The organism is Thalassospiraceae bacterium LMO-JJ14 (assembly GCA_021555105.2).
Taxonomy (GTDB): domain Bacteria; phylum Pseudomonadota; class Alphaproteobacteria; order Rhodospirillales; family Casp-alpha2; genus UBA4479.
The window spans coordinates 801076-813518 of sequence record CP134604.1 but is presented as its reverse complement, the minus strand read 5'-3'; the positions used below and the strand labels follow the sequence as shown (position 1 = coordinate 813518).

Below are 12443 nucleotides of genomic sequence, written 5' to 3'. Positions count from 1 at the left end.
CAGAGTCCCTCCAAATCAACAACGGCATGCAACCTTGGAGGTATATTCGTTGCTCAACCACCTAGGAACAAACGGCCGACTTCCGGGTTGGCGAGGAGTTCGTCACCCGTGCCGGCAATCGCCAGTTCGCCGGAAACCAACACATAACCGATATCCGCGAATTCAAGACCTTTCTTGGCGTTCTGCTCGACCATGATGATGGTTTTACCTTCACCGTGCTGCAGATCGTCGAGGATATCGAACACCATGTCGATGAACCGCGGCTCAAGACCGATCGACGGCTCGTCGACCAAAAGCACTTCCGGATCCATGACCAGGGCGCGCGAGATTTCCAGGAGGCGCCGCTCACCGCCGGACAGAACCTTGGCCTTGTGCGTACGGCGCTGTGCCAGGCGGTCGTACTTCGCGAAAACGCGTTCCGCCGCTTCATGGGCCATCGCCGGCGTATCCATCAGGAACCCGCCCATCCACAGATTTTCCTCGACCGTCATGTCGGGGAAAATCGATTTGTCCTGCAGGATGTAGGCAATCCCCGCTTTCTTCAGCTTTTCGTTCGGCGACAGATCGGTGACGTTCTGCTTTTTGCCGGGATCACCGATCTCAATCGATCCCGAAAATATGTTGGTGAAGCCGTAGATTGAATGCAGGATCGTCGATTTACCCGCACCGTTCGGGCCGATCAGGCAAAGCGATTGTCCCTTGGCGACCTGCAGGTTCAAATCGTGCAGGATCTCCATCTTGCCGTAACCTGCCTTCAGGTCCTTGATCTCGACGAACGGGTCGTTGTTGGCCAGTTTCGCCAACTTTTCGAGCGGCACATCCTCGGCCATCGCACGGGTTTGCGCGACGACCTGCTCGACGGAAATCACCGATTCGACGCTACCCATATGGTAGCCCGACGCTTTGCGCTTTTCCGTGTCGGTTTGTGTTGTTTCCTCGCTCATTAGTGCGCTCCCAGATATGCGTCGATCACGCGCTGGTCATTTTGGATTTCATCCGGCGAGCCGTGCGCCAGCATTTCACCGTGTGCCAGGCAATAGATACTCTCGGCCATGTTCATGATGACGCGCATGTTATGCTCGATCACGAACAAAGTAATGCCGAATTCCTCGTTGGCACGGCGCAGGCGGTCGATCAGCCCGTTGATCAGGGTCGGGTTGATGCCCGCCGTCGGTTCGTCAAGTAACAGCACTTCCGGCTTGTTCATCAGTGCCATGGCGAATTCGAGCAGCTTTTGCTGACCGAACGAAAGATCGCCTGAACGCAGCTTACGCTTTTCGTAGAGACCGACGAAATCGAGCAGGCGCTCGACCTCTTCCATCGTTTCCTTTGCCTCGCGCTCTCCGAACATATCGGCGAAACCCATTTTACGGTGGGGCACCGAGATCAGCATGTTGTCGATGCAATTCATATTGCCGTAAATACGGGTCTGCTGGAAGGTCCTCAACAATCCGAGCCGTGCGATCTGCGGCACTCGAAGGTCAGAGATTTCCTTGCCCTTGAACTTGATCGAGCCTTCGTCGATCGGGTGGTAGCCGACGATGGAATTGAACAGCGTCGTCTTGCCTGATCCGTTGGGTCCGATCAAACCGGTGATCTTCCCGTCCGGCACCTTCATCGAGACGCTTTTGTTGGCGATCACACCGCCATAGGACTTCGAGACGCCCTCGACCTCAATCACGTAATTGGTCATTTCGAGCCTCCCTTGTCCTCAACAATGATGCCGAATTTCTCCGGATATTTTTCCATTAGCCAGCCCATGATCCCCTGCTGGAAGAACACCACGTTGATGATGATCAGCATGCCGAGCGCAACCCACTGCCAGCCCAGGAAATAAGTCCATGTGGCTTCCTTGATGACGTGGAACAATATCGCGCCGAGGACCGGGCCCCACAGCGTTCCCTTGCCGCCGAGCAGCGTCATGGCGACCATGAAGATGCCGAAGGTAACTGTCGGGAAAGCCACTTCGAGCGGCTCGACGAAACCGACGATATTGCCGAACAGCGCACCGGAAATACCAAGGAAAAACGCCGAGATCGCCCATGCCACGCTTTTGTAGCGCAAGGTATGGATGCCCATGGCTTCGGCTTTTTCTTCGTCATCGCGGATGGCGTTAATGGCCAGCCCAAAGCGCGTTTTGTAAACCCACTGCAGCGTCACGAAGGTCAGGATCGCGGCAGCAAACGTAAGAAAGTAGAACGTCAGTCCCTTGGCTTGGGCCGATCCCGGGAACACCGGCATGCCGATGCCACCGCCGCCGCCGACCCATTCCCACGTTCCCATCAGCTCACCCGCCGCCAGGGCCATGCCAAGCGTGCCGATGGCAAAGTACGGGCCGCGCAGACCGAACACGGTCCAGCCAAGCGCGAATGCCGTCGCCGCAGCAACAAACCCGGACGCCAGAATCCCAAGCACGAGGCCCTGGTAGTACTGGGCATCCGTATATTCGACGACGATGGCACCACGCGCCGCGGTAAAGGCACCGACATCGGCGAATTGGGCGATCTGAATAACCGCTGAGGCATACATACCGACGCCGAAGAAGAAGATGTTGCCGAGTGAGTTATAGCCCATCTGCCCGCCCATGACGTCCCACGTCAGGGCAAACAGGACCATGACCCAAAGCGTCGCAATCTGGTACTGCAGACCCGGGAACACGAACGGCGCCGCCAGGCCGAACACGAGGAGCGGCAGGTGGATTTTCAAAGAAAAGTTGCTATTCATTTTTATTTCCCAGGATCAGCTGACGACTTGGCGAAGCTTGCGCTGCTGAATTTGGCGCCAGACAAGCACCACCAGCAACAAGCCGACGACAATGGCCTGTTGGAATTCAGCCCCGAAGACGAAACCGCCAAGGTTTTCCACCACCCCGAGACCAAGGCCCGCCATGATGACGCCCGGCAGATTGCCGAACCCGGCTGCCGTCACGATCACGAAGGAGCGGATCGAATGCGAAATGCCGTAAAACGGCTGGATCACCCAGATCATCGAGATCATGGCACCGGCAGCCCCGCAGATCGCGGCATTGAGGGAATACGTAAAGGCGTAAACCTTATCAGTATCGATCCCCATGACGCGGGCCGCGCGTGCGTCCTGGGCGGTGGCGCGAATGGCCTGCCCCATGCGGCTGCGTTTCATGAACAGCACAACCATCACGGCGAGGATGCCGCACAATACGAAGGCCAGCACCTTGATCTCGGCGATCGTCAGGTTGTTGTCCCACATGGAACGGATGGCGAAATCGCTTTCCGCAGTCTGCACTTCCGGTCCGAACATCAGGTTCAGACCCTGTGCCATGACAATTGCCAGACCAAAGGTCGCCAAAAGCGACGTAAACAGATCCTTATCGATAACCCGGCGGATAATCGTCACATAAATGAACCAGCCGAACGCGAACATGATGATGATCGCCGCCGGCAGTCCCCATAACGGATGGATGCCCTGCTTGCCGAGCCACCAGGCGATGTATCCCCCGGCAATGACAAAATCACCCTGCGCCAGGTTCTTGACGTTCATCACGCCCCAAACCAGAGCCAGTCCGTAAGCTGCCAACGCAAAAGTGGCGCCGATGAAAAGCCCATCCAGTACGAGTTGCACGGAAAATACAGGTGCCGCTACCAGCACCATAATGTTGTCCCACATGGCGACGTCGTCCCTTGTTCAGTTTTTTTTATGAACGTTATTATTTAACCAAGTAAAGCCGACATGCCCGCCCCAGCGCTATCCGGGACGGGCGTGCCTTTATTAACCGATCACCTCGAAACTCAGTTCATCGGTGCTTTACGCGGCCAATTGACCGGATGCGATGCCCATTTCGACGGCGCAACCACGTTGTAGCTACCGTTCTGAATTTGGCGCAGCACCATCGGCTTGGCGATGTTGTTGCCGGCTTCGGAGAACTTCACGCCGCCGTAGAAGGTCTGCATATCCGTTGCGGCAATGGCGTCACGGACTTTTTCCGGGTCCAGGCTGCTGGCACGCGAAAACGCATCCGCCCAGACGAGTACGGCGGCAGTTGCCTGTGCCGACTGATACGGAACGTTTTTGTAACCTTCGTATGTGGCCTTGAAGAGCTTGTCGTAGTCAGCGGCGGAGCCGAACCACTTGTCCTTGTAGGACAGCGTTTCAGCCCACTGCGTCGGGCACAGGAAGTCGTTGACCGCGTCGCCGAAGTTGGTGGTGACTTTCGCTGCTTCACAGTGCGTCATGGCAATCATCGGCACATCGACCCGCAATTCCTTGATCTGACGTGCACCGGTCGCGGCACCCTTGGAGTGACCGGACAGCAAAAGCAGATCCGGCTTCAGGGCCTTGACCTTGGTCAGGGTCGCGGAAATGTCGTTGAGGTCGCGCGGCATCTTGTCGTCGATGACGGCTTTCATGCCGAATTTTTTCATGTCTTCGAGCACACCGGCACGAACATCGAGCGAGAACGGATCGTTTTCGAAAGCCATTGCAACCTTGACGTCGGATGCTTTCTTGCCGTTCTTTTCAGCGATTTCAGCAGCCAGCGCGATCGAGCTTGCGAGATACTGCTCAGAGGTTGACAGCACCGCGAACAGGTACTTGTAGCCCTTGTTGAACAGCGAACGCGAAGCGCCTTCGGCTTCGACCATCGGCACTTTGTACTTTTCGACGATCGGCGCTGCGGCCGTCGTCGTTGCCGACGAATACGGACCGAGGAAGTATTTTACGCCATCCTGACTGATCAAACGCTCAAGCAGTTGCGCTGTACGCAATGGCGTCGATTCATCATCGTAATATTCGACTCTCAACTTGTAGGTCTTGCCGCCAACCTTGACGCCACCCATTTCGTTGACTTTTTTGACCCCGAGCTCATAGCCGTTTTTGGCGTGGATCCCGTTGGTTGAATACTTACCTGTGAATGAAATGGCGGAACCGAGGACAATCGTGTCACCCTCAACCTTGGCGCTCGCCGGCGTTGCCAGCGTAACCCCCAAAGCAAAGGCCGAAGCCAGTACCGCCGTCGTCAGACGTGCTTTCATTGTGTGAGCCCTCCCAGACTTCAATTTTCAACGCGAACGCAATATTCGCGGTGGATTTTGCTTTTACCGTTACCGGCTTATGCCACCGATACAGTCTCTTCGTCAGCGGATTGTATCAGCGTTCTTCATTCTGACAAGTGAGCGTATCAATTTTACTTTTCAACGCCTTTTTACGTATTGATCGGAAATGTGGGCAAGTCATGCGTATACCCCAGCATGCCCTGTCTCAATTTTCGAGTAGAGCGCATAAAATCACCCGCGACCGGCAAACGGCATTTGCGTCGCCATTACGGTCATCGAAAAAACGTTCGTTTCCGGCGGATAACCCGCCATATGGACAACGGCGCGACCGACATCGTTCACGTCCATCATGGGCTCGGGCTTGATTTCGCCGTTGGCCTGCTTGACGCCCTTGGCCATGCGGTTGGCCATCGGCGATGCGGCATTGCCGATATCGATCTGGCCGACGGCAATATTGTATTTGCGCCCGTCCAGAGAGGCCGTCTTCGTCAGGCCGGTGACGGCGTGTTTGGTCGCCGTGTAGGGGATTGAGTCGGGTCTGGGCGCATGTGCCGAAATCGAGCCGTTGTTGATGATGCGCCCGCCCTGCGGGTCCTGGTCCTTCATGACGCGGAACGCCGCCTGCAGGCACAGAAACGACCCGGTGAGATTCACATCGACAACGGTCTTCCATTGTTCAAACGTGAGATCCTCCAGCAAGATGCCCGGCGCGTTGGCACCGGCATTGTTGAACAACAGATCGAGCCTGCCATACGTATCGACGACCTTCTTGAACAGGGCCGCGACCTGATCCGGATCCGAGACATCGGTCGGCACGGCAAGCGCCCTTGCCGGCTGGGAGCTGAGTGAGATTGTTTCTTCCAGTGCATCGGCGCGCCGCCCAGCCAGCCCGACGGTCCAGCCGTCATCAAGCAGGGCATGTGTGGTGGCCCGCCCGACACCGGACCCGGCGCCTGTGACAATGGCTATTTTCGATGTATCTCCCATGACGTCCCCCATTAGATTCTCTCGTTTCCGCATTACAAAACGTGCTTTGAACCGGCATGCAATGCGTCCTATCAAAGGATATTGGCAAGTATCCACTGGGCGGCAAGGAGAACTTGATGCTGAAACTTCTGGACGATCCGATTTCCGGTAACGGCTACAAGGTGCGCCTTTTATTGGCTTTCCTCGGCACACCCTATGAATACAAGGCCTATGACATCTTGAAATCGGAGACCCGCACAGCGGATTTCCTGAAGCTCAACCCGAACGGTAAGATACCGCTGCTGATCCTCGAAGACGGTACCCCTTTGGCGGAATCCAACGCCATTCTGAACTATCTGGCCGCCGGCTCGGCATTTCTGCCCACCGACCGGCTGCACCACGCACAGGTGCTGCAATGGATGTTCTTCGAGCAGTATTCACACGAACCCAATATCGCAACGCTCAGGTTCTGGAACCACCTGCCCGAGCTCGAGGCCGCACAAAAGGCTCAGATCCCGGGCAAACACGCCAACGGCATTGCTGCACTGAAGTTGATGAATGATCATTTGTCGACGCATGACTGGCTCGTCGCCGACGCCCCGAGCATCGCCGACATCGCGCTGTTCGCCTATACCCATGTCGCCGATGAGGGCGGCTTCGATCTGTCCGGATATCCGGCCGTGGAAAAATGGATCGCGCGGATCAAGGGGCTGGCGGGTTATGTGCCGATGACGATGCCGGATTAATCTTCCGGCCTGAATTTCAACGACACACCATTGATGCAGAAACGCTGGCCGGTCGGCTGCGGGCCGTCCGGGAACACATGGCCGAGATGCCCGTCGCATTTCGCACAATGCACTTCGGTCCGGGTCATGAAGAAACCCTTGTCTATTTCCTCGCCAATGGCTTCGTCGCTGACCGGCTGATAAAAGCTGGGCCAGCCGGTGCCGGACTCGAATTTGCTTTCTGACGTGAAAAGCGGCTCGCCACACCCGGCGCAAACGAAGACCCCCTTGCGCTTTTCGTGGTTGAGCGGGCTGGTGCCGGCACGTTCGGTACTTTTCATACGCAGCACCTTGAACGCTTCGAAACCGAGCTGGTCCATCCATTCCTGTTCGGATTTGCTAACTTTGTCCGTCATTCTGTCCTCCGGTTCACACCACGAAGTAATCCGGGACGGAAAAGACTTCCAGCGTTTTCCGCCGAACGCACGCAAATGTGAAATCCGCCTCAGAAGCGGCCGTCATAGGCTTTTCTGCCGATCGGGCAGGCGATCAGGGTAAAGGTATCCGCATTCATCCCGTCCGCGATGGCCGTTTCCAGTGTTGCGCGGTCGCTCGCCGTGACGCCGATGCCGCCCATGACGCGCGCCAATGCGGCGAAATCCGTACCGCCGAAATCGACGCCGAGATTATCCTGTTTGTTGGCACGCTGTTTCAATTCGATCAGCCCCAGGCTTTCGTCGACAAAGACGACAATGACCACCGCAAGTTTCATGTCGCGAAGCGTCGCCAGTTCGCCAAGGATCATCTCCATGCCGCCGTCGCCGGTAAATGCGATAACGGGCGTGTCCGGATTGGCGATCTTGTGGCCCATGGCGATCGGCAGCGCGCAGCCCATGGTGCAAAGCCCGGTCGACTGCGCCAGTGTCCGTGGCTGATAGCACTCCCATTGCTGGCTCAGCAGAATTCGGTGCGCACCGGTATCGACGGCGGCGAAACCTTGTTTGGGGAATGCTGTGCGCGCGGCATCAATGACCGCCGCCGGGCCCCATGCCTCGTCCCTGGGGAAGGCGCCTTGAAGCGCCGCCTTCATCTTTTCGATGTCGCCGCCTTTCCAGGTGTCCTTGCCGTTGATACCGCTCGTCAACGCGCTCACCCCGGCGCCGACGTCGCAAATGAAGTTGATATCGGCCTGATGCACATAATGGGTGTTGGCATGTCCCGAGACCTCGATCACGGTTTTACCGTCAATGCCCGTCGGCCAGGCGTTCCGCCAGTCGATGCGCATTTCGATGGGATCGTACCCGGCCAGCAGAATAACATCCGCATCGTCGATCAGCGGTTTCAGCGCCTTGTAGGACTTCGGCGACAATCCATGCCCGCCGAGCGCAAGAGGATCGTCCTCGGCAACCACACCCTTGGCTTTATAGGATGTAAGGACCGGCATATTCAGCCTGTGCACCGCTTCATCGATAACCGCGGCGGCATCGTGATGCAGCACATCGACACCGCAGATCATCAGCGGCCTTTCGGCCCCGGCAATGGCTTTGCGTGCACGCTCAAGGTCCGGTCCCGGCGCGGGGGCCGTTTTCGACATCGGCGCGCGACCGGGATAGCCCGTCACTTTCGCTTCGGTTCCGGCGATATTGATCGGCACATCCAGATGCACCGGCCCCGGCGGATCCTGCATGGCGATGGCCAGCGCCTTGTCGATCATCACGTCGACGGCACCGTCGGCGACGACCATGGAGGCCTTGCAGATCGGTTCGATTACTTTCGTATGATCGAAAACCTGATGGGTATAGGTTTCGGCTTCGGCGGCATCGACACACCCGGTCAGGAAGATCATCGGCACCTGGTCCTGCCATGCATTGGCGACGACGTTAACCGCATTAACGACACCCGGCCCGACCGTCGCCAGCAGGATGCCCGGCGCACCCGTCGCGTGGTACGTGCCTTCGGCCATGAACCCACCGGCATTTTCGTGCTTCACCAGATGAAACTGAATGCCGGCACTTTCCAGCCCGTCCATCAGTGACAGCACCTCGCCGCCCGGAATGCCGAATGCGTGGCGGCACCCGGCGTCATAAAGCCGTTTCGCGATGATGTCGGATGTGCTCGGCATATTCTGTCGTTCCTTATTCCGCAGCGCGGGCGCGCTCGGCCAGTTTCGTGTATCCATCACGGGTCTGCGGCAGTTTGCGGTCGAGGATTTGGCCGGCGACCAGATTGCGCAACACCTGCGCCGTACCGCCGCCGATGGTGAACATCCGCGCATCGCGGTACATGCGCTCCATCGGCAGATTTCGGGAATAACCCGCCGCACCGAAGACCTGCAACGCATCCGACGTCACCTTGATCGCCGTTTCCGATGCGAGGATTTTCGCCTGCGCCGCCATCAGCATGTCGGGGAATCCGCCCTGCGTCGTTTCCGCCGAGGTCGCCGCCTTGTAGATCAGCGCCTGCGCCGCGGCGAGGCCCACCGACATGTCGGCCAGCATCCACTGCAGCCCCTGAAACTCGGCGATCGGACGGCCGAACTGCTCGCGTTCACCGGCGTATTTGAGCGCCTGTTCATACGCACCTTCGGCAATACCCAGCGCCACCGTTCCGGCGCCGACGCGCTGCGAGTTATAGGCGTTCATGAGGCCGGCAAATCCTCGTTTGATCCCCTCCGGCGGGATCAGCGCCATGCTTTCGGGGATAACGAGGTCTTCGAAGATCATCTCGCATTCCGGAATACCGCGAAGCCCCATCGCCGGTTCACGGGTGCCGACACGCAGCCCTTCGGCTTCGTCCCTGACGGCAATGAAACCGCCGATACCCATGTCGGTTCCGTCCTCGATCACGCGCGCGAAGATCAGGTGCAGTTTCGACACACCACCCCCGGTGATCCAGTGCTTGGTGCCGTTGATGACGTATTCGCTGCCGCGCTTGACGGCTTTGGTGGTCATGTCGGTCGCCGCCGAGCCAGCCCCCGGTTCGGTGATGCAGATCGCCGGTTTGTCACCCGCAAGGACAAGCGACGCGGCCAGTTTCTTTTGTTCCTCGGAGCCGTATCTCATGACCGCGCTGACGGCCCCCATATTGGCTTCGACGACGATGCGCGCAGAAACGCCACATACCTTTGCCATCTGTTCGACGACTAACACGGCATCGAAAAACGTCAGTCCCTGACCGCCATGTTCCTTGGGGATTGTCATCCCCATGAAACCGGCTTTGGTGAGTTCCTCGACATTGTGCCAGGGGTATTGCTCGGTCCGGTCAACCTCGGCGGCACGTTCGGCAATAACGCCGCTCGCAAGCCGGCGCGCGGCTTCCTGTATCTGCAATTGCGTTTCGCTCAGATGAAACATTGGGGTCTCCTTCAAATGACGCCGTCGTCGCGGAGCTTTTGAACCGCGTCGGCATCCAGGTTCAGCATTTCCTTCAGGACTTCATCGGTGTGCTCTCCGGTCATCGGTGGCGGGCGGCGATAGGTGACGGGCGTTTCCGAATACTTGATCGGATTGCCGATCAACCGGCACTTGCCGTCGGCCGATATCGGATGATCCATTTCTATACGCATGCCGCGATGATTGATCTGCGGATCTTCAAAAGCCATCGGCACAGTGTTGACCGGCGCCGACGGCACACCCAGCGGAGCCAGCCCGTCGACCCACTCGGCGGTCGTCTTCATTACCGTGATCTGTCGCATCAGCGGTGTAATGGCATCGCGGTTGCGGACTCTCAGATCGTTGGTCCGAAAGCGTTCGTCGGTCGCCATTTCCGGTTTGCCGACATATTCACAAAACCGCTGATATTGACCATCGTTACCGATCGCCAGAATAACGTAACCATCCGCCGTCGGATAAACGTCATAGGGTACAATGTTGGAATGTGCATTGGCGCGGCGCACGTTTTCCTTGCCGTGCGTCAAATAATTGACGCCTTCGTTAATCAGCCAGGCGACGGAGGTATCCAACAGCGCCAGATCGATCAACTGCCCCTGACCTGTTTTGTCACGATGGCGGAGCGCGGCAAGAAGCGCCGTCGTCGCATACATCCCGCACATCACATCCGAAATGCCGACACCGACTTTGTGCGGATCGCCGTCGACAGGCCCGGTCAGGCTCATGACCCCGCCCATGCCCTGCGCCAGCATGTCGTAACCGGCTCGCTTGGCATATGGCCCGGTGCGTCCGAAGCCCGAAATATGCAGATAAACCTTGTCCGGAAATTCGGCATGTATTTCATCATAACCGAGGCCGTATTTGTCGAGACCGCCGACCTTGAAGTTATGACAAAGCGCGTCGCAGCTCTTGAGCATTTCCTTGATCAACCTGACCCCTTCGGGTTTGGCGATATCGACGGTGACGGAGCGCTTGTTGCGGTTCGACGCCATGTAATAGGCGCTTTCGCGGGTGTCGTTGCCGTCCGTATCCTTCAGGTACGGCGGGCCCCAGCCCCGGGTGTCGTCACCGTCGACCGGCTTTTCGATCTTGATGATGTCAGCGCCGAGATCGCCCAGTAGCTGCGTGCAGGTCGGTCCGGCAAGGATGCGGGTGAGATCGAGAATTCGGATGCCCTCAAGCGGGCCTGTTCCTTTGTTCTCCGTAGTATTCGTCATGGGTGTTCCTCTGTCGCGTACGGTTTGAACCGCACCTGTGTTTTAGCCGAAGATATTACTTGATAAAAACGAATTATTATTTCGAAAAACTTGATTAAATCTCACCTATAATCTGCCGCCCGATGCCCTTTGGCCGTTTGTCTCCGGCCAGACCGCTGAGAATTTCAACCAACGCCCGGATTAAATGCGCCTTGGGATTATCGCGCCGTTCGACGACACCGATGACCCGGTTGAGCGGCGGATCCCCGAAAGGAATTTTCTCGACCTCGTCGGGCAACTTGGCTCCGGCCCGATCGGGGACCACGGAAACGCCGAGCCCGTGCGCCACCATTGAGGCAATGGCCTCCAGAGAATCGATCTCCATCCCTGTATTGACGCGGATACCCCGGTCCTTGAGATGCGTGTCGATCAGCCGCCCGGCCCAGGCAAACCGCTGGAACCGGATAAACGGCCCGGCGTCGAGCAGCTCGCGATCGGTCGAGCCTTTGGTGCCCTTCGGTGCGATGACCATCAGCGGCTCTTCCGCGAACATATGCCAGCTCAGCCCGGTCTGAAGCTGTGACGGTTCCGTCACCACGGCGGCGTCCAATTCCCCCTTGTGCACCCGCCCGACCAGGTCGGCAGACAAGCCGCTGGAAACACGGATCCGAAGATCGGGGTGCGTCTCGCGGATCGCACTCAATGCCGGCGGCAGTATGCCTGACAGAAGCGTCGGCACCGAACCGATATCCAGGCTGCCCGAGAGCGCTTCGCCGGTAACGATGTCGGTGAGGCTTTCGCACTGCTCGACGATATCGCGCGCCCGGTCGACCAGATTGCGGCCCCTTGTGTTGAGGCGCGGCGGCCGCGTGGTCCGGTCGAACAGCTTTGTTTCCAGATATTCCTCGAGCGCTTTGACATGCAGGCTGACAGCGGACTGGGTCAGACCGACAGCCTCGCCGGCAGCGGCGAACGATCCGTGCTCTGCGATCGCGATCAATGTCTTGAGGTGACGTAAGTCCATGCGCCGCAGGTTAATGGCTTCACAGGAGCGGCAAAAGGCCCTTGGTGAAACCTGATGCAACTATTTGTCACTTTTGCGGCGTTGACCGTCGGTGCGGTTCATCGGAAGTTTGTGAT

The 12443-nt window shown here is 57.9% G+C and carries 12 protein-coding genes; 1 reads left to right on the top strand and 11 read right to left on the bottom strand.

Annotation, left to right across the window (positions count from 1 at the left end):
• Positions 1–53 precede the first annotated feature (53 nt).
• The 6 genes from L2D14_03985 to L2D14_03960 all read right to left on the bottom strand — a co-directional run bounded on the left by L2D14_03985 (position 54) and on the right by L2D14_03960 (position 6014).
• Positions 54–944 (bottom strand): ABC transporter ATP-binding protein, encoded by an 891-nt coding sequence (locus L2D14_03985; protein WNK00589.1) that lies wholly within the window; start codon positions 942–944, stop codon positions 54–56.
• A complete protein-coding gene (locus tag L2D14_03980) occupies positions 944–1693 on the bottom strand; it encodes an ABC transporter ATP-binding protein (GenBank protein ID WNK00588.1) in 750 nt (249 codons plus the stop codon). Before L2D14_03980 ends, L2D14_03985 begins: the two co-directional genes overlap by 1 nt.
• Complete coding sequence (locus tag L2D14_03975; GenBank protein WNK00587.1) at positions 1690–2724, bottom strand: branched-chain amino acid ABC transporter permease; 1035 nt, start codon at positions 2722–2724, stop codon at positions 1690–1692. The genes L2D14_03980 and L2D14_03975 overlap by 4 nt, the downstream gene beginning before the upstream one ends.
• A gap of 15 nt (positions 2725–2739) precedes the next feature.
• The gene (locus L2D14_03970; GenBank protein ID WNK00586.1) at positions 2740–3642 is read right to left on the bottom strand and encodes a branched-chain amino acid ABC transporter permease; all 903 of its coding nucleotides are present in this window, start codon (positions 3640–3642) and stop codon (positions 2740–2742) included.
• Between the two features lie 122 nt (positions 3643–3764).
• On the bottom strand, positions 3765–5006 hold the full coding sequence (locus L2D14_03965; protein ID WNK00585.1) for an amino acid ABC transporter substrate-binding protein: 1242 nt from the start codon (positions 5004–5006) through the stop codon (positions 3765–3767).
• A 252-nt stretch (positions 5007–5258) separates the two neighbouring features.
• Complete coding sequence (locus L2D14_03960; GenBank protein ID WNK00584.1) at positions 5259–6014, bottom strand: SDR family oxidoreductase; 756 nt, start codon at positions 6012–6014, stop codon at positions 5259–5261.
• A gap of 116 nt (positions 6015–6130) precedes the next feature.
• Between L2D14_03960 and L2D14_03955 the strand changes: the two genes are divergently transcribed.
• Complete coding sequence (locus L2D14_03955; GenBank protein ID WNK00583.1) at positions 6131–6739, top strand: glutathione S-transferase family protein; 609 nt, start codon at positions 6131–6133, stop codon at positions 6737–6739.
• On the opposite strand, the gene msrB is transcribed toward L2D14_03955, so the two are convergent.
• The 5 genes from msrB to L2D14_03930 all read right to left on the bottom strand — a co-directional run bounded on the left by msrB (position 6736) and on the right by L2D14_03930 (position 12327).
• Positions 6736–7134: a peptide-methionine (R)-S-oxide reductase MsrB gene (gene msrB / locus L2D14_03950; protein ID WNK00582.1), complete on the bottom strand. Its 399-nt coding sequence runs from the start codon at positions 7132–7134 to the stop codon at positions 6736–6738. The genes L2D14_03955 and msrB overlap by 4 nt on opposite strands.
• An 89-nt stretch (positions 7135–7223) precedes the next feature.
• The gene (locus L2D14_03945) at positions 7224–8840 is read right to left on the bottom strand and encodes a thiamine pyrophosphate-binding protein (protein ID WNK00581.1); all 1617 of its coding nucleotides are present in this window, start codon (positions 8838–8840) and stop codon (positions 7224–7226) included.
• Positions 8841–8853: 13 nt separating this feature from the next.
• Positions 8854–10071: a 3-sulfinopropanoyl-CoA desulfinase gene (gene acdA, locus L2D14_03940; GenBank protein WNK00580.1), complete on the bottom strand. Its 1218-nt coding sequence runs from the start codon at positions 10069–10071 to the stop codon at positions 8854–8856.
• Positions 10072–10082: 11 nt separating this feature from the next.
• Positions 10083–11324 carry a CaiB/BaiF CoA-transferase family protein gene (locus L2D14_03935; protein WNK00579.1) on the bottom strand — a complete coding sequence of 414 codons (1242 nt, stop codon included), beginning with the start codon at positions 11322–11324 and terminating at the stop codon, positions 10083–10085.
• Positions 11325–11418: 94 nt separating this feature from the next.
• Positions 11419–12327 carry a LysR family transcriptional regulator gene (locus tag L2D14_03930; protein ID WNK00578.1) on the bottom strand — a complete coding sequence of 303 codons (909 nt, stop codon included), beginning with the start codon at positions 12325–12327 and terminating at the stop codon, positions 11419–11421.
• Between the last annotated feature and the right edge of the window lie 116 nt (positions 12328–12443).

Excerpts from the sequence above, each read along its gene's own strand:
- L2D14_03985 (WNK00589.1), bottom strand. The coding sequence starts at position 944 with ATGAGCGAGGAAACAACACAAACCGACACGGAAAAGCGCAAAGCGTCG.
- L2D14_03980 (WNK00588.1), bottom strand. The coding sequence starts at position 1,693 with ATGACCAATTACGTGATTGAGGTCGAGGGCGTCTCGAAGTCCTATGGC.
- L2D14_03975 (WNK00587.1), bottom strand. The coding sequence starts at position 2,724 with ATGAATAGCAACTTTTCTTTGAAAATCCACCTGCCGCTCCTCGTGTTC.
- L2D14_03970 (WNK00586.1), bottom strand. The coding sequence starts at position 3,642 with ATGTGGGACAACATTATGGTGCTGGTAGCGGCACCTGTATTTTCCGTG.
- L2D14_03965 (WNK00585.1), bottom strand. The coding sequence starts at position 5,006 with ATGAAAGCACGTCTGACGACGGCGGTACTGGCTTCGGCCTTTGCTTTG.
- L2D14_03960 (WNK00584.1), bottom strand. The coding sequence starts at position 6,014 with ATGGGAGATACATCGAAAATAGCCATTGTCACAGGCGCCGGGTCCGGT.
- L2D14_03955 (WNK00583.1), top strand. The coding sequence starts at position 6,131 with ATGCTGAAACTTCTGGACGATCCGATTTCCGGTAACGGCTACAAGGTG.
- msrB (WNK00582.1), bottom strand. The coding sequence starts at position 7,134 with ATGACGGACAAAGTTAGCAAATCCGAACAGGAATGGATGGACCAGCTC.
- L2D14_03945 (WNK00581.1), bottom strand. The coding sequence starts at position 8,840 with ATGCCGAGCACATCCGACATCATCGCGAAACGGCTTTATGACGCCGGG.
- acdA (WNK00580.1), bottom strand. The coding sequence starts at position 10,071 with ATGTTTCATCTGAGCGAAACGCAATTGCAGATACAGGAAGCCGCGCGC.
- L2D14_03935 (WNK00579.1), bottom strand. The coding sequence starts at position 11,324 with ATGACGAATACTACGGAGAACAAAGGAACAGGCCCGCTTGAGGGCATC.
- L2D14_03930 (WNK00578.1), bottom strand. The coding sequence starts at position 12,327 with ATGGACTTACGTCACCTCAAGACATTGATCGCGATCGCAGAGCACGGA.